This is a genomic window from Planotetraspora phitsanulokensis, assembly GCF_016863295.1.
GTDB classification, from domain to species: Bacteria; Actinomycetota; Actinomycetes; order Streptosporangiales; family Streptosporangiaceae; genus Planotetraspora; species Planotetraspora phitsanulokensis.
In genome coordinates, this window is the sequence record NZ_BOOP01000007.1 from 35,711 (window position 1) to 55,656 (window position 19,946).

Consider the following 19,946-nt stretch of genomic DNA (forward strand, 5'->3'; position numbering starts at 1 on the left):
CCCCTTGGACGTGGAGCACTTATGAAACGCAGGATCCTTCCGACACTCTTAGCGGCGATGGGGGCACTGCTCCTGCCGATCGCCGTCTCGGCGCCCAGCGCATACGGGGCCGTGGCCGTCCCGATCCGCGCGAACGCGGGCGGCCCGGCCCTCACCGACGGCTCGGGCAACGCGTGGGCGGCCGACAAGGCCTACTCCAGCGGCAGCTGGGGCTACGACACGGTGTACGGGTCGGGCTCGACCCCCAGCGCCATCGCCGGCACCACCGACGACGCCCTGTACCAGAACTACACGCTCTTCAGCGGCTGGACCGGCTACAAGTTCGACGTGGCCAACGGCACCTACCAGGTGACGCTGAAGATGGTCGAGGACTGGGCCAACGGCCCCGGCCAGCGCAAGTTCGACGTGCGCGCCGAGAACACGACCGTGCTCACCGGCTTCGACGTCTTCGCCTCGTGCGGGGCGCTGACGGCCTGCGACCGGACCTTCACCACGACGGTCAGCGACGGCCAGCTCAACGTGCAGTTCAACATGAACGGCGGAGCCAACTACGCGACCGTGTCGGCGATCTCGGTCACGGGCGGCAGCGGCGGAGGCGGGGACACGACCGCGCCGAGCGTCCCCGGCAACCTCCGGGTCACCGGCACGACCACCTCCAGCGTCTCCCTGGCCTGGAACGCCTCCACCGACAACGTCGGCGTCACCGGCTACGACGTCTACCGCGGCGGCACCCTGCTGACCACCGTGACCGGCACGACGTACACCAACACCGGGCTCGCGGCGGGGACGGCCTACTCCTACACCGTCCGCGCCAAGGACGCCGCAGGAAACACCTCAGCGGCCGGCACCGCCGTGACCGGCACCACCCAGACCGGCGGCGGAGGCGGAGGCGGCAACAAGCTGCTCGGCTACTTCGCCCAGTGGGGCGTCTACCAGCGCCAGTACTTCGTGAAGAACATCGAGACCAGCGGCTCGGCGTCGAAGCTCACCCACATCAACTACGCCTTCGGCAACGTGACCAACGGCCAGTGCGCGATCGGCGACTCCTACGCCGACTACGACATGGCCTACACCGCGGCCAACAGCGTCGACGGCAAGGCCGACACCTGGGACGCGGGAGTGCTGCGCGGCTCCTTCGGCCAGCTGCGCAAGCTGAAGGCCCTGCACCCGAACCTCAAGATCCTCTGGTCGTTCGGCGGGTGGACCTGGTCGGGCGGCTTCGCCCAGGCGGCGGCCAACCCCACGGCCTTCGCGAACTCCTGCTACAACCTGGTCGAGGACCCGCGCTGGGCGGACGTGTTCGACGGCATCGACATCGACTGGGAGTACCCGAACGCCTGCGGACTCAGCTGCGACAGCAGCGGGCCGGCCGCGTTCAAGAACCTGATGTCGGCGCTGCGCACGCGTTTCGGCCAGAACTACCTGGTGACCGCCGCCATCACCGCCGACGGCAGCAGCGGCGGGAAGATCGACGCGGCGGACTACGGCGGCGCGGCGCAGTACCTCGACTGGTACAACGTCATGACCTACGACTACTTCGGGGCGTTCGCGCCGACGGGCCCGACGGCTCCCCACTCGCCCCTGACCTCCTACACCGGAATCCCTGCGGACGGCTTCAACTCCGACGCCGCCATCCAGAAGCTGAAGGCCAAGGGCGTGCCCGCGAGCAAGCTGCTGCTCGGCATCGGCTTCTACGGCCGGGGCTGGACCGGCGTGACCCAGGCCACGCCGGGCGGCAGCGCGACCGGCCCGGCTCCCGGGACGTACGAGGCGGGCATCGAGGACTACAAGGTCCTCAAGAACACCTGCCCGTCGACCGGCACCATCGCGGGTACGGCGTACGCCAAGTGCGGAAGCAACTGGTGGAGCTACGACACCCCGGCGACCATCGGGGGCAAGATGACCTATTCGAAGAACCAGGGTCTCGGCGGCTCCTTCTTCTGGGAGCTCAGCGGTGACACCTCCAACGGAGAGCTCATCACGGCCATGAAGAACGGCCTGGGCTGACCGGAGGGCCGGGGAGGCGCCCGCCTCCCCGGCCTGTCCGCTTTCCCCGGCCTGTTCCTGTCCCCGGGCCTGCGCCGTGTCCGCCGCTCGCCGCAGGGGTCAGCTCACGTGGACCTGGGGGCGGCGCCCGATGTCGGGCTCCGCCTTCCTGATGACCTCCCGGGTCAGCGGCGGCACGTCTCCCCCGCCGAAGACCAGGTAGCGCAGCAGCGCGCCGACCGGGTTCCCCTCGGCCCAGTGGAAGTAGACGTGCGGCCGGTTCCCCGTCAGGTCCCTGAGGTGGAACAGGATCGCCGCGATCGTGTTGGCCACCGCGGGACTCTCCACGGTCAGCACCTGGTAGCCGTGCCGCGTCTCCCCCTTGACGAGAAGATCCGTCTCGAACTCCGACGCGTCGCCGAGGGTCACCTCCAGGAAGACCATCGGCTCGTCTTCGGGCAGGTGGTGGTACTCGCGCGTCTCGCGGTCCTTCTCGGCGTACTCGGCCGTGTCCCGGGCGTCGGGCTCGTTGGCGATCAGGCGGAGCTGCCCGGGGGCCTCGGTGACGATCCGGCGGGCGGCCTCGTCCAGCCGCACCTCGGTGACCCGCAACTCCGTCGACCGGGTCGCGCGGGACACCAGGGAGCTCACGACGATGGCCACGACGAAGCCGATCGCGATGCTCAGGCCGTCGGGCCGCTCCCTGATGTTCTCGACCGCGGCGTAGGCGACGACGAGGGAGATCACGCCGAACCCCGCGCCGGCGGCCGTGCGCCCCGCCCGGAAGGCGGTGAGCGTGACCGCGACCGCCGCCGAGAGGATCAGCACGAGCACCCCCGTGGCGTACGCGCCGCCCTGCGGCTCCACCTGCGCGCCGAACAGGATCGTGATGCCGAACGCGATGGCGGTGAAGACCAGGACGAGGGGGCGGACGGCCCTGGCCCAGTCGGGGGCCATGCCGTACCGGGGCAGGTAGCGGGGGACGATGTTCAGCAGGCCGGTCATCGCGGACGCGCCCGCGAACCAGAGGATGGCGATCGTGCTGACGTCGTAGGCGGTGCCGAAGGCGTCGCCCAGGTTCTCGTGGGCCAGATAGGCGAGCGCCCGGCCGGCGGCCTTGCCGCCCTCCTCGAACTCCTGGGCCGGGATCAGCATGGTCGTCGCGACGCTGCTCGCGAGCAGGAAGACGCTCATGATCAGCGCCGCCGTCGTGAGCAGCCGCCGCGCGCCGGCGATCCTGGCGCGCAGGTCGCCCTCGATCTGCGGCATCACGGCCACGCCCGTCTCGAAGCCGGACAGGCCGAGCGCGAGCTTCGGCAGCACCAGCAGGGACATCGCGATCATCGCCACCGGGCTCGAGTGGTCGGCCGTGAGCGCGGTCTGCCAGCCCTGGAACAGCGACGGCTCCGACACGACCTTCGCCAGGGCCACCCCGACGACCACCACGTTGAGCACGAGGTAGACCGCGACCAGGACGACCGCGAGCCCGATCGCCTCGCTGAATCCGCGCAGGAAGATGGCGCCGAGCAGCGCGATCAGCACGAGCGTGATGCCGACCTCGTGGCCGGTGAGGAATCCCGGCACGAACGGGTTCTGCAGGATGTGAGCCGTGGCGTCCGACGCGGACAGGGTGATCGTGAAGATGAACGCCGTCGCCACGAACCCGAGCAGCACGAGGACGAAGAGCTTGCCCCACCAGCGCGGCAGCAGCCCCTCCAGCATCGCGATGGAGCCCATCCCGTTGGGGCTGTGCCCGGCGACGGCCCGGTAGGTGGGCAGGGCGCCGAACAGGGTGAGCAGCACCAGCAGGAGCGTGGCGATCGGCGACAGCGCTCCGGCCGCCGCCGCCGCGATCCCAGGCTGGTATCCCAGTGTGGAGAAGTAGTCGACACCGGTGAGGCACATGACCTGCCACCAGCTGTGCCGCTTCTCCGGATGCTCCTTGTGCGGGCCGGTGCCCCGGCGTTCGCGCTGAAGGCCCTCAAGGAGCCAGGCGCGGACGGTCCCGGGGCTCTCCCGCTGCGCGGACGTGGTCAATCCGGCTCACTCTCCTCGGCTGGGGGACACGATGGCGGCAGGGAGACCATACTGACCAATCGCGCGGCCCGCCGCGTTCAGCCGGGCCGTACGGCCATGTCATCCGGCCTTCGCCCGCGGAGGCGGGATCACGCCCGCGATCCGGCAGAATGAGTGCCCTCCCGGAAGAAAGCGATCAGGATCGTGACGACCTCCATTCAGCAGCGGATCGCCGAAGAGCTCGGCGTGCGCGAGAACCAGGTGACCGCGGCCGTCGATCTGCTCGACGGCGGGGCGACGGTCCCGTTCATCGCCCGCTACCGCAAGGAAGCGACCGGCACGCTTGACGACGCGCAGCTGCGCACCCTCGAGGAGCGGCTGCGCTACCTGCGTGAGCTGGAGGAACGGCGCGCGGCCATCCTCGAGTCGATCCGGTCTCAGGGCAAGCTCGACGAGTCGCTCGAGGCGCAGATCATGGCGGCCGACTCCAAGGCCCGGCTCGAGGACATCTACCTGCCCTTCAAGCCCAAGCGCCGGACGAAGGCGCAGATCGCCAGGGAGGCCGGGCTGGAGCCGCTCGCCGACGGCCTGCTCGCCGACCCCACACTCGACCCGGTCGCCACCGCGGAGTCGTACCTCGGGGAGGGCGTCGCCGACGCGGCGGCCGCGCTCGAGGGCGCCCGGGCCATCCTGGTGGAGCGCTTCGGCGAGGACGCCGACCTGATCGGCGGCCTGCGCGAGCGCATGTGGGAACGCGGCCGGATGGCCGCGCAGGTCAAGGAGGGCAAGGAGGAGGCCGGGGCCAAGTTCTCCGACTACTTCGACTTCTCCGAGCCGTTCACCAAGCTGCCCTCGCACCGCATCCTCGCGATGTTCCGGGGGGAGAAGGAGGAGATCCTCACCCTGACGCTCGACCCGGAGGCGGAGGAGCCGAACGGCTACGAGCAGCGGATCGCCGCCCGGTTCGGCGTCTCCGACCTGGGCCGCCCCGCGGACAAGTGGCTCGGGGAGACCGTCCGCTGGGCCTGGCGGACGCGGATCCTGGTCCACCTCGGCATCGACCTGCGCACCCGCCTGTGGCAGGCGGCCGAGGAGGAGGCCGTCCGCGTCTTCGCCGCCAACCTGCGCGACCTGCTGCTGGCGGCCCCTGCGGGCACCCGCGCGACGATGGGCCTCGACCCGGGCCTGCGGACGGGCGTGAAGGTGGCCGTGGTCGACGCGACCGGCAAGGTCGTGGCCACAGAGACGATCTACCCGCACGAGCCGAAGCGCCAGTGGGACCAGTCGCTCGCCGTCCTGGGCCGGCTGGCCGCCGAGCACGGGGTCGAGCTGATCGCGATCGGCAACGGCACGGCGTCGCGCGAGACCGACAAGCTCGCCGGGGAGCTCGTCAAGCTCATGCCGGGACTCACCAAGATCGTGGTCTCGGAGGCGGGCGCCTCGGTCTACTCGGCGTCGGCCTACGCCTCGCAGGAGCTTCCCGGGCTGGACGTGTCGCTGCGGGGCGCGGTCTCCATCGCGCGCCGCCTGCAGGACCCGCTCGCCGAGCTCGTGAAGATCGACCCGAAGTCGATCGGCGTCGGGCAGTACCAGCACGACCTGTCGGAGGTCAAGCTCTCCCGGTCGCTCGACGCCGTGGTCGAGGACTGTGTGAACGGTGTGGGCGTCGACGTCAACACGGCTTCGGCCCCGCTGCTCACCCGCGTCTCCGGCATCGGCTCCGGCCTGGCGGAGAACATCGTGGCGCACCGCGACGCCAACGGCCCGTTCCGGTCGAGGGGCGCGTTGAAGGAGGTCCCCCGGCTGGGCCCCAAGGCGTTCGAGCAGTGCGCGGGCTTCCTGCGCATCCCGGGCGGCGACGACCCGCTCGACGCGTCCAGCGTGCACCCGGAGGCCTATCCCGTGGTGCGGCGCATGCTGGAGTCCACTCAGGGCGAGCTGCGCTCGTTCATCGGCAACACGGCCGTGCTGCGCTCGATCAAGCCGGCCGAATTCGTCGACGACACCTTCGGCCTGCCCACCGTGACCGACATCCTCAAGGAGCTGGAGAAGCCGGGCCGCGACCCCCGGCCCGCGTTCAAGACCGCGACCTTCAAGGAGGGCGTGGAGAAGATCTCCGACCTGGCCTCCGGCATGATCCTTGAGGGCGTCGTCACCAACGTCGCGGCCTTCGGCGCATTCGTCGACGTCGGCGTGCACCAGGACGGGCTGGTCCACGTCTCGGCGATGTCGAACACCTTCGTCAAGGACCCGCGTGACGTCGTCAAGCCCGGCGACGTGGTGCGGGTGAAGGTGCTCGACGTGGACATCCCGCGTAAGCGCATCTCGCTCACCCTCCGTCTTGAGGACGAGGCCGCGGCGAACCCGGGCGGACGGCCTTCCCGGGACGGGAGGCCCCAGCAGGACCGGGGCGCGGGCAAGGGCCGTCAGGGCAGGGACGGCGGGCAGAACCGGGGCTCGGCCAACCGGTCGAACCGCGGCTCAGGCGGCTCAGGCGGCTCGGCGTCCGGCGGCGGCGCGATGGCCGAGGCCCTCCGGCGCGCGGGCCTCACCGACCCGGGGTCCACCCGCCGCTGACGCCGGCACTCGCCGGAGACGTCTCAGGCATCACGGCCGGGTTCCCCTCCGGGAGCCCGGCCGCTCTGTTCTCCCCGCAGGCGATCCTTCCCTGCCGCGGTCAGCCCGCCTTCCGCTTGGCCCGCAGCCGGGGGTAGGCGTCCTCCGCCCGCTCCGAACGCCGCCACAGCTCCTCGAAGCTGAACGCCTTGCGGTCGATGATCTCCTTCTTCGCGACGAGGCGCTCGCCGTACCGGGACTTGATCGTCGCGTCGAACCGGCCGTCGTTCTCCCTCGGGGTGATGAGCATGCGCCGGCCCTCCTTGTCCGTGGCCACGCAGTAGTCCTCGAGGAGCGTGCCGTTCTCCTCCCTGATGCGGGTGAGATCGGCGATCTTCACGTCGATCTCGGCGTGGACGTGCGCCGCCACGATGTCGGCCGCCCCCTCTCGCTGCCCCCGTTCCAGGACGAACACTCGCCGCACCTTGAGACCGCTCGCGCGGATCGATCTCTTCTGGTGCTCGAAATAGATCCGGCCGTGCTCGCTCCGCCAGTACTCGATGGCGCCGAGGTGGACCACGTCGAGCATGGTGAACTGGTCGAGGTCGTCGGAACGGAAGGTCGGCATCGTATGGAAATGCGCGCTCGGGTCGATGACGATCGTGCCGTCGGCGAGCCCGCGGACCCTTTCCTGAAACTCGTCCTGCAGCTTTCCGCAGAAGTCCTGGAAGAACGGATGGCCTGACGCGCGCAACCGGTTGAAATGCTCCGTCACGGCGACGACGAACTCCAGGTCGCCGTCCTGGAGCGCCTTGATCTTCGGCTCCAGTTCGATCGTCTTGATGTGCCGCCGCGTCTCGGCCTTGATCTGGTCGGCCTTGTCGAGACCGTCGGTCCGCAGGGCGTCGAGCTTCATGCTCAGGTCGGTCGCCACGGTGAGCGTCGATCCGACCAGCGCCACCAGCAGCGGCATCCGCCAGTCGGGGGGGCCTGTTTGCATGAGGCCGAGCAGCGCGGACATGAGCGTCAGCGCGGCTGTGAGGGAACCGCCGACGACGGCGCGGACGACACTGGGACTCCACCGGCTCTTGCGTTCTTCCACCGTGTTCCTGTTCCGGTGCGCTGGGGGGTTGGATCGGTCCACTCATCTTTCCGATCCATTAACGCACCGATCACCCTGTCCGGTTCCGCCTTATCCAGAGAAATATCAGGCCACTCGCTGAATTTCGGTTATGCGAAGTTAGTCCGAAATATGGGATATAAGGGATTGTGTAAGATCCACGCACGATCACCGGGGGCGTGAGCGCGCACCGGCGGGCGTGCCACCCGACGAGCGAGGTGACCATGGCCGAGGACAAGGCAGAGGACAGGGCCGAGGACTCCGCACCGAGTCCAGCGAACCGGAGCCCCTTCACGACGACGGGCGGGCAAGCGGGGTACTTCGCCGCATACGACGCCGTCCTGGCCAAGTGGCCGGTCACCGCCGAGCCCGTCAGGCTCCGCTCGCCGTACGGCACGACCCACGTCAACGTCTGCGGGCCGCGCGACGGCGAGCCCCTCGTGCTGCTGCACGGCGGCGGCACGACGTCCACCGTGTGGTTCGGCCAGGTGGAGCAGTTGAGCCGGACCCGCCGCGTGTACGCGGTCGACACCATCGGGGACGCGGGCCGCAGCGTCGCCGACGGCCGCCCCGTCACGGCCCCGGCCGACCTGATGGACTGGCTGGACGGACTGCTCGGCGGGCTGGGCCTGGACGCCGTGGACCTCTGCGGCCATTCCTACGGCGGGTGGCTCGCGCTCGGGTACGCCCTGCACGCCCCGCAGCGGGTGCGCAGGCTCGCGCTGCTCGACCCGACCGACTGCTTCGCGGGCCTGCGCCTGAGCTACCGCCTGCACGCCGTCCCCCAGTTCGTCAGGCCGAGCGCCGAGCGGACGCGCGCCTTCATCGGCTGGGAGACCGGCGGCGCGGCGGTCGACCCGACCTGGCTGCGGTTGGTGTGCCTGGGCGCTGAGTTCCCCCGTTCGAAGGTCGTCATGCCGCGCCGCCCCGCCCCCGAGCGGTTGCGCGCCGCGGCCGTCCCGGCGCTGGTGCTCCTCGCCGAGCGGAGCAGGGCACACGACATCCGCGAGGTGGCGGCCGGCGCCCGCCGGCTCCTGCCCCATGCCGTCACCGAGGTCCTGCCCGGCGTCTCGCACCACAGCGTCCCGGGCGAGGACGGCGGGCGCCTCGGCCGCGCGCTGGAGGAGTTCCTCGGCTGAGCGGGCGGCGCCGCGAGGGGACGCGTGCGCGGAGCACGGCCGGGATTGTCTAGGCTGATCTGCGCCGTCCCCGGCACGCACGACCCCCGGATCCCGTCCGCCCCTACTCACACCCACCCCCCGGCTCACCCATCCCGATTCGCCCCATTCTGTTTCGCGCCGTACCGGCGCCGCGCCGCCCCCGGCAAGGAGAGTGTTCAATGGCAGGTCGACACGGCCGGAAGCTGGCCCTGATCACCGGAGCGGTCGCCCTCGGCGCCGCCGGGTGGGCGCTGCGCGGCATTCCCGCCGCCCTCGGTTCGCGGCCTTCCGGAGACCGGGCCCACCGGGTGCGGCGCTCGCCCCAGTTCCGAAACGGCGCGTTCCGGAACGGCAACCCGAGCCCGATCCTGCCTCCCGGCACGGTCAGCCGGGTCGCACGCGAGATGATCTTCGGGAAGCAGCGGCGCGCTCCCCGGCTGCCGGTGCCGCTCGTGACGCCGTCCCGCGCGCCGGAGGGCGATCTGGACGTCATCTGGTACGGCCACTCCTCGGCGATGGTGGAGATCGAGGGCAGGCGCGTCCTGTTCGACCCGGTGTGGAGCGACCGCTGCTCGCCCTCCCCGCTGGCCGGGCCCCGGCGGCTGCATCCCGTCCCGGTGCCGCTGCACGACCTGCCCGAGGTCGACGCCATCGTGATCTCCCACGACCACTACGACCATCTCGACCTGGAGACCGTCAGGGCGCTGACCCGGGTGGGATCCGCGCCGTTCCTCGTGCCCCTGGGGGTCGGCGCCCATCTCCAGCGGTGGAAGGTGCCCGCGTCGCGGATCATCGAGCTCGACTGGAACGAGGAGGCCGTCGTCTCCGGGCTGCGCTTCGTCGCGACCCCCGCCCAGCACTTCTCCGGCCGCGTGTTCACCCGCGACCAGACCCTCTGGGCCTCCTGGGTGGTCGCCGGCGAGCGCAGGCGGGTGTTCTACACGGGCGACACCGGCTACTTCGCCGGGTACGCGGCCATCGGCGAGGAGCACGGCCCCTTCGACCTGTCGCTCGTCCAGATCGGCGCGTACAGCCCCGGCTGGCCGGACATCCACATGACGCCGGAGGAGGCGATCCTCACGCACCTCGACGTGCGCGCGGGTGTGCTCCTGCCGGTGCACTGGGGGACCTTCAACCTCTCCTACCATGCCTGGAGCGAACCGATCGAGCGGCTGTGGCGGGAGGCGAAGGCGCGCGACGTCCGGCTCGTCGTGCCCCGGCCCGGCGAGCGGGTGAACGTGGACGCCCCGCCGCCCGTCGACGCCTGGTGGCAGACGATCGCGTAGCCGTCCGGGCAGAGCGCCCAGTCAGATCGGCGCGCCTCAGATCGACAGCGTCGCGACTATGGGCGCGTGGTCGGAGTCTGCCGCGTCCCGGCGTGCCGCCGGCTCGTCCCCGACCGACGGCAACCCGTGGTCGACCACCGACCTGACCGACTCCACGCGTTCCAGGACGGCCCGGCTGACCAGGATGTGGTCGATCAGCTCGCCGCGGCCGTGGTAGACGCGGGAGTGCCGCTCGGCCTCGGGGATGAGCGGCGCGAGGTTCCACAGGCGCGTCGCGTCGCCCTTGTCCGGCCGCCGCTCCCCCACAGTGCCGATCTCCGAGCCGGGCGGGCCGAGCAGGATCTGCGTGGTCGCCGCCTCGGGCTCGTCGTTGAGGTCGCCGAGCACGATGACGCCCCGCTTGTCCCCCTGACGGTCGAGAAGCCCGTCGGCGAGGGTCCGCACGGTGACGGCCTCGGCGCTGCGCCGGTACAGCGCGTACGCGCCGAACCTGGCCCGCTCCCCCTCGTCCCGCGGCTGGAAGCGCTTGCCGGGGAACGACAGCAGCTTCGACTTGAGGTGGCAGACCACCAGGTCGAGCGTGGTTCCGGGCCTCGGTTCCACTCGTACGGCCAGCACGCCCCTGCTGGTCTGGAAGGTGGTCGCCCCGTTGTCGTCCGCCTGGACGGGTGACAGCGGATGGGAGAAGCCGGCGATGTCGTGCAGCACCTGGAGAGGGAGCCTGCTGACGAAGCCGACGCGGATGCCGCGCGCGTCGGGATGCCGCGAGAGCGCGACGTGCCACTCGCCGCCGAGGAGGGAGACCAGGTCTCCGAGGGCCGCCGGGTCGCCGACCTCCTCCACGCCGAGGACGTCGGGAGAGATCCTGGTGATCGTTCCACTCAGCGCCTTGAGCTTGGCCTCGTAGGCCGCCGGGTCGCGGGGGCCGAACTCGCCGCCCGGACGGTAGAGGTTCTCGAGGTTCCACGTGCCGACTACAGCCATGGCCGCCACCCGGGGTAGGGGTCGAATCAAGGGATTCCGGAGACGGATTCACTATGTACCGCTCCAGGGTCTCTGGCGAGGACATCGCATCGCGAAACCCAACACAGTTTCTGTAAAGCCACTCCAACTGGACATGTCAGACTGATGCGGCGGGCCGCGGCGGTGAAGCGCGGGGTGTGCTGGGCGTGCGATCTCTCGTAGTGTCAGCTCTCACAAGCGCGACAGAAGGAACACCCCCAATGGCAGATGCAGGGTCCTGGGTCGTCGTCGGCCTGGACAACGGTGGTACCAGCAACAACGCGACGATCCTGGACGCCTCGGGGCGGTTCCTGGTGGACCGGCTGGTCGAGACGCCCAGCCTCGTCCGCGAGGGCCCGGAGATCGCCGTCGAGCAGCTCGTCCTCGCCCTGCAGAACGTGCTCGACGTCACCGGCACGGCCGCCGAGCGGGTCCGCGCCGTGGGCCTGGACACTCCGGGGCCGGCGAGCGCCAACGGGGTGATCTCATCGAAGGGCGCGACGAACTTCGTCGACCCCGGCTGGTACGGCTACGACTTCCGGGGCGCGCTCGAGGCCCGGCTGGGCCTGCCGGTCGTCTACAACAACGACGGGAACGCCGCCGCGCTCTACACCCACCACGTCCGGTTCGGCGACGACGCGTGGGACAACTCCTCGGTCTCCGCCATCGTCGGCACCGGGCTCGGCGGCGGCGTCATCGAGTCCGGCCAGGTGGTGAAGGGCGCCGCCGGCATGGCGGGCGAGCTCGGTCACGTCCACATCCCGATGCACGGGCTGCTGGAGGAGGGCCAGCCGCTGCCCGCCTGCAACTGCGGGTTCTCCGGCGACGCCGAGAGCGTCGCCTCCCTGACCGGCATCGAGAGGAACCTCCTGCCCTACTGGTTGTCGCGGTATCCCGACCACGAGCTCGCCCGGGTCGAGCCGATCGGCAAGGCGGCCAAGCTGCTGCGCGGCTACGCGGAGAACGGCGACGAGCTCGCGCTCAAGGTCTTCGAGCAGCAGGCGAAGGCGATCGGGCGGCTGTTCACCATCGCGGCCAACTTCACCGACCCTGACGCGTACTTCGTCGGAGGCGGCGTGGTCGAGGCCGCGCCGCACTTCCGCGAGTGGTTCCTGGAGACGGTGCGCGAGCACACGCTTCTGCGCGAGGAGCAGCAGCGGGTCGCGACCGTGGCGCTCGTGGAGGACCTGGACATGGCGGGTGCTCGCGGCGCCGCGCTGGCCGCCCTCAGCGAGATCGTCGGCCGCTGATCTCCCGCCTGTCACCTGTCGGCAGCCTCCGAACCTGGACGGATCACCACGGGTAACGCCCGATTGTGAGAGAAACGTCCAGGTCTGGTTACAGAAGTCCGCAAGTCCGGCACGATGCGGAGGCGTGAACGACAAGGACCTCCTCAACGGCCGCAGATTCGCCATGATCAGCTCCACGTCCAGCTCCGTCGACCCCGACGCGCCGACCGAGTTCGCCTACGAGGAGGCCGGCGGGGTCATCTGGGGCAGCTACGCCGGGGACACGGTGGAGCACGGCCGGTTCGTCGGCACCAGGGACGCCGACCGGATCGAGCTGTCGTACGTCCACCTGCTGACGACCGGCGAGCGGGCGAGCGGCCAGAGCAGCAGCCGCATCGAGACCCTGCCCGACGGCCGGCTGCGGCTGGTCGAGGAGTTCCAGTTCGCCGGTGACGACGAGACGCACGTCAGCGTCTGCGCCGAGCTTCGGTGACGGGGCGCTACTCCTTGCCGAGCCCCGCCCGGCCCTCCGCCGCGCCTACGAAGCCCAGCTTGCCGAGCGGGACGGGCTCCTGCGCGGGCGCCGGGGCCGAACGGCGCGGGGGACGGCCCGGGCCGCGGTCGCTCGGCAGGACGTAGGGCCGCCTGATCACCTCGTCGAGGATGAAGACCGTCTCGGTCGCCTTGACGGCCGGGATGTTGGCCAGGCGTTCGGTGACCATGGTGTGGACGGCGGCGACGTCCGCGACCCGGATCTGGATCATGGCGTCGTGCTGCCCCGTGGTGATGGCGCAGTACTCCACCTCGGGCATCTGGGCGAGCTCGGCGCGGAACTGACGCCACATCTGCTGCCGGACGGTCACGAAGATCAGCGCGGTGATGCCCAGCCCGGCGCGCGTGTGGTCGATCTCGGCCGTGAACCTTCTGATCGCGCCGTCTGCGCGGAGCGCCTCGAAGCGCGTGTACGCGTTCGCCCGGGAGATGCCGACCCGCTCGGCGAGCGCTGCCACGGAGATCCGCCCGTTCTCCCGGAGCACCTCGAGGATCTTCAGATGCGTGGCGTCGAGCTCCAGGCCGATGCCGATCCGTCCAGGCGGGCCGCCCTCAGTGCTCGGGTTGCTTGACGTTTCGGTCATCGTCTAATCCTCCGCGGGCGTTTCGTCTCGGCTTTGCCGTACTAGCTGGACTTTCTGCCGGACAATCCTGGACGATCGGCGACCAAACGTCTACACGGTCCATTTTCGGAGGATACAGAAATGGCGACCCGTTCGCGGCAGGCGCAGGCAGCCCTGCTGCCGGTGCTGCTCACCGGCTTCCTCTCCCTCGCCGCCTGCTCCGGCGGCGGTTCGTCGACGACGTCCCCGGGCACCGCGGGCAAGACGCTCGTGATCGACACCTCGTTCGACCTGAAGACGGCCGACCCCGGCCGCACCTACGAGCCCACCGGCCTGATCGTCGACAAGGCGATCTACGACACGTTGCTCACCTTCGACGGGTCCGACGTGACCAAGCCGGTCCCGGCCCTGGCCGAGTCGTACGAGCTGTCGCCCGACGGCACCACTCTCACGCTCAAGCTCCGCAAGGGCGCGACCTTCGCCGACGGGTCCCCCGTCACGGCCGACGACGTGGTGTTCTCGCTGACCCGGGTGCGGGACATGAAGGGCACCCCGTCCTTCCTCCTCGACGGGGTGGACGTCGCCAAGACCGACGAGTCCACGATCACCCTGACGTCCAAGACGCCCAACCCCGCCCTGCCGTTCCTGCTCCCCAACCCGGCCCTCGGCATCCTCAACTCCAAGGTCGCCAAGGCCAACGGCGCGACCACCGACGCCAACGACAAGGCCGAGCAGTACCTGAACTCGAACTCCGCCGGCTCGGGGCCGTACACGATCGAGTCGTTCAACGTCAGCAACCAGGTCGTGCTCAAGGCGAACGCGAAGTACTGGGGGGCGCGCAAGCCGGTCTACGACAAGGTGGTCATCCGCAACGTCGAGGCCGCCACGCAGAAGCTCAACGTGCAGCGCGGCGACAGCCAGGTGGCGCTGAACCTGTCCGGTGACCAGGTGTCCGGCATCTCCGGCGGCCTCCAGGTCACCAAGACGCCGTCGGCCAACGTCATCTTCCTGCTGGCCAACCAGGACCCGTCGGTCAGCAAGGTGACCTCCAGCCCCGGCTTCGCCGAGGCGGTCCGCAAGGGAGTCGACTACGCGGGCCTGCTCGAGCTCGCGGGAGAGGGGTCGGTGCAGGCTCCGGGCGTGATCCCGTCGATGCTGCTCGGCGCGCTCCCGCCCGACCAGGTCGCCAAGCGTGACGTCGAGGGGGCCAAGGCCGCGCTCCAGTCGAGCGGCCAGAGCAACCCGACGGTGAAGCTCGAGTACCCGAGCGAGCTGACCGTCAACGGCCTGTCCTTCCAGCCGCTGGCCGAGCGGATCCAGGCCAACCTCAAGGAGGTCGGCATCAACGTGGAGCTGGCTCCCGCGCCGGTCACCACCGCCCTGGACAACTACCGCAACGGCAAGGAGGAGCTCGGCCTCTGGTACTGGGGTCCCGACTATCCGGACCCCAGCGACTACCTGGCCTTCCTCCCCGGCAAGCTCGTCGGCCTGCGGGCCGGCTGGAAGGCGGGGGCGGACAAGGACCTCGAGGCGGCCGGTGACAAGGCGGCGACCACGCTCGGCGACGACGCGCGCAAGCAGGCGTACGCCGACATCCAGACGAAGCTCAACGCGTCCGGCCCCTTCGTCCCTCTCGTCCAGCCCAGCCAGAACATCGTGACGGCGGGGACCGTCACGGGCATGGCCTACAACCCGGTGTGGACCGTCGATGTCGCCGGCCTCGGCGTCAAGTAGCGAACCAGGGTCCGGTACGGCGGCGCAGGGGCCCACGGCCCCCGCGCCGCGTGGCCGTACCGGGCGGGGGCCGCGCGGCTCCCGCAGGCCCCTGGCCCGCTTCCTGGCCCGCAGGGTGGCCGTCGCGCTGCTTCTGGCGGTGGCCATCTCGCTGGTCACGTTCGTGCTGACCAACCTGGTCCCCGGCGACCCCGTGGCGGCCAACCTCGGCCAGCGGGCCCTCGGCGATCCCGCCATCGTGGCCCAGTGGCGGGCCGACCACGGCCTCGACCGGCCCCTGCCGGAGCAGTACCTGCTGCATCTGGAGGGGCTGCTGCACGGCGACCTCGGGATGAGCCAGCAGAGTCACCGCCCGGTCCGCGACGACCTCGCCGAGTTCGTCCCGGCGACCCTGGAGCTGGCCGGAACCGCGATCATCATCTCCCTTGTCCTGGGGGTGGCCTTCGGAGTGATCGCCGCCCTGCGCCGCGATCGACCGTCCGACCACGTGCTCAGGCTCGTCAGCCTCATCGGCATCTCCGTGCCGACGTTCTGGCTGGCGCTCGTGGCGTTCTACGTGTTCTTCTTCCGGCTGCAGATCACACCGGGCAGCGGCAGGATCGACCCGGGCCTGAGCCCGCCGCCGCAGGTCACCGGGCTCTACACGGTCGACTCCGCGCTGGCGGGCCAATGGGACGTGTTCGCCTCGGCCGTCGGGCACCTGCTCGCCCCCGCGCTCGTGCTGGCCCTGTACACGATCGGCCTGCTCACCCGCTTCACCCGCTCCGCGGTGCTGGAGGTGCTCGGGCAGGACTACGTCCGCGCCGCGCGGGCGAAGGGGCTGCCGGGCCGGGTCGTCCTGTTCCGGTACGTCCTGCGGCCCGCCCTGGTGCCGATCATCACCGTCGCCGGTCTCGCGTTCGGCAGCCTGCTGTCCGGCACGGTGCTGGTCGAGGCGGTCTTCGCCTGGCCGGGCGTCGGACAGTACGCCTACAAGAGCGCGACGACCCTCGACCTGCCGGCCGTCATGGGGGTCGGGCTCGTGGTCGGCCTGGTCTACCTCGTCATCAACCTCGTCGTCGACGTGCTCTACGGCGTCATCGACCCGAGAGTGAGGGTCTCGTGAAACGACCCGGGATCCTCGGCCGGCCTTCGCCGGCGGAGATCCGGCCGCGGCGGGTCCGGCTGCCGGAGGCGTGGCGGCGGCCCCTGGCCGTGGCCGGGGGCGTCATCGCCCTCGCCTGGATCGTGATCGCCGTCGCCGCGCCCCTGCTTGCGCCGCACGATCCACTGGCGCAGGACCTGCCGCGCCTGGCGCCGCCCGGCGCCGGGCACTGGTTCGGCACCGACCAACTCGGGCGCGACATCCTGAGCCGGGTCATGTACGGCGCACGGGTCTCGATCCCCCTCACGTTGCTGCTCGTGGCGCTGTCGGTCCTGATCGGCGGCCTGCTGGGCGCCGCCGCCGGATATTTCGGCCGATGGGTGGGCGAGACGATCATGCGGGTGGCCGACCTGGTGTTCGCCTTCCCCACGGTGATCCTCGCCATGGTCGTGGCGGCCGCGCTCGGGGCGAGCCTGGCCAACGCGGTCCTCGCCGTACTGGTCGTCGCGTGGCCGTCCTACGCCCGGGTGACGCGCGGCCTGGTGCTGGGGGTCCGGGAGCGGGAGTTCGTCCTGAGCGGGCGCCTGCTCGGCTTCTCCGCCTGGCGCTCACTCCGGGTGGACGTCCTGCCCAACGTGACGGGACCGATCATGGTCCTCGCCACCCTCGACATCGGGACGGCGTTGCTCCTGCTCTCCGGGCTGTCGTTCCTTGGGCTGGGCGCGAAGCCGCCTTCACCCGAGTGGGGCGCGATGGTCGCCTCGGGGGTGGAGGTCTTCGACAGCTGGTGGGTCGCCACCTTCCCCGGCCTGGCCATCCTGACCGTGGTCCTCGCGTTCAACTTCCTCGGTGACTCGCTGCGCGACGCCCTCGACCCCCGTACCGCCCGGGCCATCAAGGAGCGTGCGCTGTGACGCTGACCATCTCGGACCTGAAGGTCTCCATCGGCGACGCGGAGATCCTGCGCGGCGTCGACCTCGCGGTCGACTCCGGCCACGTCCACGGCCTGGCGGGCGAGAGCGGCTCGGGTAAGACGATCACCGGGCTCGCCGTGCTCGGCCTGCTGCCCCACGGGTCACGTGCGGCCGGCCGGATCGAGCTGGAGGGCCGGGACCTGCTCACCATGCCCCCCAAGCGGCTCAACGCGGTGCGCGGGGCCGAGATCGCGATGGTCTTCCAGGACCCCGCCACCAGCCTGCACCCCATGGTGACGGTCGGCGTCCAGCTGACCGAGCACATGCGGCACCACCTCGGCATCGGCAGGAAGGAGGCCCGCGAGCGGGCCGTCGGCCTGCTCGCCAAGGTGCGCATCCCCTCTCCGGAGGCGGCCGTCGACCGCTACCCCCACCAGTTCTCGGGCGGCATGCGCCAGCGGATCGCCATCGCCGTCGCCCTGGCCTGCGAGCCCAAGGTGCTCATCGCGGACGAGCCGACGACGGCGCTCGACGTGACCGTCCAGGCGGGCATCCTGCGGCTGCTGCGCGGGCTCTGCGACGACCTCGGCCTGGCGGTGCTCCTCGTGACCCACGACCTCGGCGTGATGTCGGCGGTGGCCGACGAGGTGAGCGTGATGAAGGACGGGCTGGTCGTGGAGACCGGGCCGCGCGGGCAGGTGCTCACGGAGCCGAGCCACGCGTACACCCGCGCCCTGCTGGAGTCCCTGCCAGGGGACGGCTCCGAGCTTCCGCAAGAGGAGCGGTGATGACACTGCTGACGATCGACGACCTCGTCGTCGAGCACCGCACGCCGGGACGCCCCCTCGTCCGGGCCGTGGCGGGGGCGAGCCTGACCGTCGCGGCCGGGGAGGTCGTCGGTCTCGTCGGCGAGTCGGGGTGCGGCAAGTCCACGCTGGCGCGTGCGGTCTGCGGCCTGCATCCGGCGGCAGCGGGCACGATCACGGTCGGCGGGCACCCGGTGACCCCTCTCGGGCTGCGCAGCCGGAGCCGGGCGCTCACCGGCGCGCAGATGGTCTTCCAGGACCCCTACGCCTCGCTCAATCCGCGGCGGCGGGTGGGCGCGCAGATAGCCGACGGGCTCCGCACGGCCGGCGACCGCACCGCGACCCCCGAGGACCTGCTCGAACGCGTCGGGCTGCCCCGCGAGTTCGCCGAGCGCTTCCCGCACGAGTTCTCGGGCGGGCAGCGGCAGCGGATCGCGATCGCCAGAGCGCTGGCGGCCAGGCCGTCCCTGCTGATCGGAGACGAGCCGATCTCGGCGCTCGACGCCTCGGCCCAGTCGCACGTGGCGCGGCTGATGCGCGACCTGGCCGTGGAGTCCGGGGCCGGGCTGCTGTTCATCAGCCACGACCTGTCGGTCGTGCGGCTGATCGCCGACCGCATCGCGGTGATGTACCTCGGGAGGATCGTCGAGACGGGACCCACCGCGGAGGTGTGGGCCGATCCGAAGCACCCCTACACCCGGGCCCTTCTCGGCGCGATCCCGCACCCCGACGGCCGCGGCGTGCTACCCGCGGAGTTGCCCGGTGACGTGCCCGACCCGGCGGATCCGCCCTCCGGGTGCCGGTTCCACCCGCGCTGCCCGCTGGTGATGGACGTCTGCCGGGACCGGGAACCGGAGTTCGGGCCGGTCGCCTGCTGGCTTCACGAGCCGGCGTGACCGAGCGGCACGACGGGCCACGCCGGAGCGAGCCGCGCCTGACGGACCTCCGTTGATGGACCCGGGCATGATCGACGACGTGCGGGCGGGGATGGCCGCCGCGGGCGTCGACGCGCTGGTGCTGCGCCCCTCCCCCGACTTCCGTTATCTCGGCGGGCGGGGCGCCGGCTATCTCGTCCTCACGCTCGAGGGACCGCCGCGGACGGCACGGGGACCGGCCGAGGCCGCGTCACTCGTTCCCGTCTCGGCGAGGCGCGTCGCCGTCGACCCCGAGACCCGGGCGCGGGAGCTGCTCATCATGGGGCTGGACGCCGAGCTCATGCTGGCCTCGGTCGTGCTGGGGCCGCTCCGCCTGACGAAGCGTCCGGCCGAGGTCGCGGCCCTGCGACGGGCGGCCTCGGCCGCCGACTCGGTGCTGCTCGCGGCTCGGGACCTGACCTGGTTCGGCGCCACGGAGCGGGGCATGGGCTACAGACTGCGCGCGATGCTGGCGGAGGCCGGGTGCGACGAGGCCCTCTCCGTGGTCGTCGCGGCGGGTGAGCACACGGCCGACCCGGCGCACACGCCGTGCGACCGGGTGATCAACCCCGGAGACGCGGTGGCCGTATCGGTCTGCGGGCGGTGGGACGGCTACTGCGCGGAGGTGGCCCGCGTGTTCGCCGTCGCCGAGCCCCCCGAGGACTTCGAGGCCATGTATTCGGTGGTCCTCGCGGCCCAGCAGGCGGCTTCCGGGGTCGTACGAGCGGGAGTTCCAGCCTCCGAGCCGGCCCGGCTCGCCCGGGAGGTGATCGACGGCAGCGGCTACGGCCACTACATGTCCGAACGGCAGGGGCGAGGAATCGGCCTCAGCGACCACGAGGGCCCGTCGCTGGACTCCGGCGAACTGCTGGCCCCCGGCATGACGGTCTGCCTGGAAACGGCCATCCATCTGCCCGACCTGTTCGGCGCGCGGGTGGCCGACGTCGTGCTCTGCGGCCCCGAGGGGCCGGAGCGGCTGAGCTCCGGCCCCCAGGCCCTGCACATCGCCGACCACTGACCGGCG

Annotated in this window: 16 protein-coding genes; 12 read left to right on the forward strand and 4 right to left on the reverse strand. The window is 71.2% G+C overall.

Annotated elements, in window-relative coordinates; genetic code table 11:
- Positions 1–57 precede the first annotated feature (57 nt).
- The gene (locus Pph01_RS09215; protein ID WP_239116542.1) at positions 58–2,007 is read left to right on the forward strand and encodes a glycosyl hydrolase family 18 protein; all 1,950 of its coding nucleotides are present in this window, start codon (positions 58–60) and stop codon (positions 2,005–2,007) included.
- A 99-nt stretch (positions 2,008–2,106) separates the two neighbouring features.
- Here the strand turns inward: Pph01_RS09215 and Pph01_RS09220 are convergent, their stop codons facing one another.
- Complete coding sequence (locus tag Pph01_RS09220) at positions 2,107–4,023, reverse strand: amino acid transporter (protein WP_204072584.1); 1,917 nt, start codon at positions 4,021–4,023, stop codon at positions 2,107–2,109.
- 183 nt (positions 4,024–4,206) lie between these two features.
- On the opposite strand from Pph01_RS09220, the gene Pph01_RS09225 reads away from it, so the two are divergent.
- Positions 4,207–6,579, forward strand: coding sequence for a Tex family protein (locus tag Pph01_RS09225; protein WP_204072585.1), 2,373 nt, complete (start codon positions 4,207–4,209; stop codon positions 6,577–6,579).
- A 100-nt stretch (positions 6,580–6,679) separates the two neighbouring features.
- Here the strand turns inward: Pph01_RS09225 and Pph01_RS09230 are convergent, their stop codons facing one another.
- Positions 6,680–7,660: a hypothetical protein gene (locus tag Pph01_RS09230; RefSeq protein WP_204072586.1), complete on the reverse strand. Its 981-nt coding sequence runs from the start codon at positions 7,658–7,660 to the stop codon at positions 6,680–6,682.
- 197 nt (positions 7,661–7,857) lie between these two features.
- Here Pph01_RS09230 and Pph01_RS09235 point away from each other — a divergent pair, with 197 nt between their 5' ends.
- Complete coding sequence (locus tag Pph01_RS09235) at positions 7,858–8,817, forward strand: alpha/beta fold hydrolase (protein ID WP_204072587.1); 960 nt, start codon at positions 7,858–7,860, stop codon at positions 8,815–8,817.
- 200 nt (positions 8,818–9,017) lie between these two features.
- Positions 9,018–10,124, forward strand: a complete 1,107-nt coding sequence (locus Pph01_RS09240) for an MBL fold metallo-hydrolase (RefSeq protein ID WP_204072588.1) — start codon at positions 9,018–9,020, stop codon at positions 10,122–10,124.
- Positions 10,125–10,160: 36 nt separating this feature from the next.
- On the opposite strand, the gene Pph01_RS09245 is transcribed toward Pph01_RS09240, so the two are convergent.
- Complete coding sequence (locus Pph01_RS09245) at positions 10,161–11,108, reverse strand: endonuclease/exonuclease/phosphatase family protein (protein ID WP_204072589.1); 948 nt, start codon at positions 11,106–11,108, stop codon at positions 10,161–10,163.
- 239 nt (positions 11,109–11,347) lie between these two features.
- Here Pph01_RS09245 and Pph01_RS09250 point away from each other — a divergent pair, with 239 nt between their 5' ends.
- Together Pph01_RS09250 and Pph01_RS09255 are read left to right on the forward strand one after the other, a co-directional pair.
- Positions 11,348–12,376, forward strand: coding sequence for an ROK family protein (locus Pph01_RS09250; protein WP_204072590.1), 1,029 nt, complete (start codon positions 11,348–11,350; stop codon positions 12,374–12,376).
- Positions 12,377–12,500: 124 nt separating this feature from the next.
- The gene (locus Pph01_RS09255) at positions 12,501–12,848 is read left to right on the forward strand and encodes an avidin-fold protein (RefSeq protein WP_204072591.1); all 348 of its coding nucleotides are present in this window, start codon (positions 12,501–12,503) and stop codon (positions 12,846–12,848) included.
- Positions 12,849–12,855: 7 nt separating this feature from the next.
- Here the strand turns inward: Pph01_RS09255 and Pph01_RS09260 are convergent, their stop codons facing one another.
- Positions 12,856–13,491, reverse strand: coding sequence for an Lrp/AsnC family transcriptional regulator (locus Pph01_RS09260; protein ID WP_204072592.1), 636 nt, complete (start codon positions 13,489–13,491; stop codon positions 12,856–12,858).
- Between the two features lie 120 nt (positions 13,492–13,611).
- Between Pph01_RS09260 and Pph01_RS09265 the strand changes: the two genes are divergently transcribed.
- The 6 genes from Pph01_RS09265 to Pph01_RS09290 all read left to right on the forward strand — a co-directional run bounded on the left by Pph01_RS09265 (position 13,612) and on the right by Pph01_RS09290 (position 19,940).
- Entirely contained in the window at positions 13,612–15,204 is a 1,593-nt protein-coding gene (locus tag Pph01_RS09265) for an ABC transporter substrate-binding protein (RefSeq protein ID WP_204072593.1), read from the forward strand.
- Positions 15,179–16,309 carry an ABC transporter permease gene (locus Pph01_RS09270; RefSeq protein WP_204072594.1) on the forward strand — a complete coding sequence of 377 codons (1,131 nt, stop codon included), beginning with the start codon at positions 15,179–15,181 and terminating at the stop codon, positions 16,307–16,309. Before Pph01_RS09265 ends, Pph01_RS09270 begins: the two co-directional genes overlap by 26 nt.
- A complete protein-coding gene (locus tag Pph01_RS09275) occupies positions 16,306–17,202 on the forward strand; it encodes an ABC transporter permease (RefSeq protein ID WP_239116543.1) in 897 nt (298 codons plus the stop codon). The genes Pph01_RS09270 and Pph01_RS09275 overlap by 4 nt, the downstream gene beginning before the upstream one ends.
- Positions 17,199–17,990 (forward strand): ABC transporter ATP-binding protein, encoded by a 792-nt coding sequence (locus Pph01_RS09280; RefSeq protein ID WP_204072595.1) that lies wholly within the window; start codon positions 17,199–17,201, stop codon positions 17,988–17,990. The genes Pph01_RS09275 and Pph01_RS09280 overlap by 4 nt, the downstream gene beginning before the upstream one ends.
- The gene (locus Pph01_RS09285; protein WP_204072596.1) at positions 17,990–18,904 is read left to right on the forward strand and encodes an ABC transporter ATP-binding protein; all 915 of its coding nucleotides are present in this window, start codon (positions 17,990–17,992) and stop codon (positions 18,902–18,904) included. The genes Pph01_RS09280 and Pph01_RS09285 overlap by 1 nt, the downstream gene beginning before the upstream one ends.
- A 67-nt stretch (positions 18,905–18,971) precedes the next feature.
- On the forward strand, positions 18,972–19,940 hold the full coding sequence (locus Pph01_RS09290; RefSeq protein WP_204072597.1) for a M24 family metallopeptidase: 969 nt from the start codon (positions 18,972–18,974) through the stop codon (positions 19,938–19,940).
- Positions 19,941–19,946: the final 6 nt, after the last annotated feature.

Excerpts from the sequence above, each read along its gene's own strand:
- Pph01_RS09265 (WP_204072593.1), top strand. The coding sequence starts at position 13,612 with ATGGCGACCCGTTCGCGGCAGGCGCAGGCAGCCCTGCTGCCGGTGCTG.
- Pph01_RS09260 (WP_204072592.1), bottom strand. The coding sequence starts at position 13,491 with ATGACCGAAACGTCAAGCAACCCGAGCACTGAGGGCGGCCCGCCTGGA.
- Pph01_RS09285 (WP_204072596.1), top strand. The coding sequence starts at position 17,990 with ATGACACTGCTGACGATCGACGACCTCGTCGTCGAGCACCGCACGCCG.
- Pph01_RS09215 (WP_239116542.1), top strand. The coding sequence starts at position 58 with ATGGGGGCACTGCTCCTGCCGATCGCCGTCTCGGCGCCCAGCGCATAC.
- Pph01_RS09270 (WP_204072594.1), top strand. The coding sequence starts at position 15,179 with ATGTCGCCGGCCTCGGCGTCAAGTAGCGAACCAGGGTCCGGTACGGCG.
- Pph01_RS09245 (WP_204072589.1), bottom strand. The coding sequence starts at position 11,108 with ATGGCTGTAGTCGGCACGTGGAACCTCGAGAACCTCTACCGTCCGGGC.
- Pph01_RS09250 (WP_204072590.1), top strand. The coding sequence starts at position 11,348 with ATGGCAGATGCAGGGTCCTGGGTCGTCGTCGGCCTGGACAACGGTGGT.
- Pph01_RS09240 (WP_204072588.1), top strand. The coding sequence starts at position 9,018 with ATGGCAGGTCGACACGGCCGGAAGCTGGCCCTGATCACCGGAGCGGTC.
- Pph01_RS09290 (WP_204072597.1), top strand. The coding sequence starts at position 18,972 with ATGATCGACGACGTGCGGGCGGGGATGGCCGCCGCGGGCGTCGACGCG.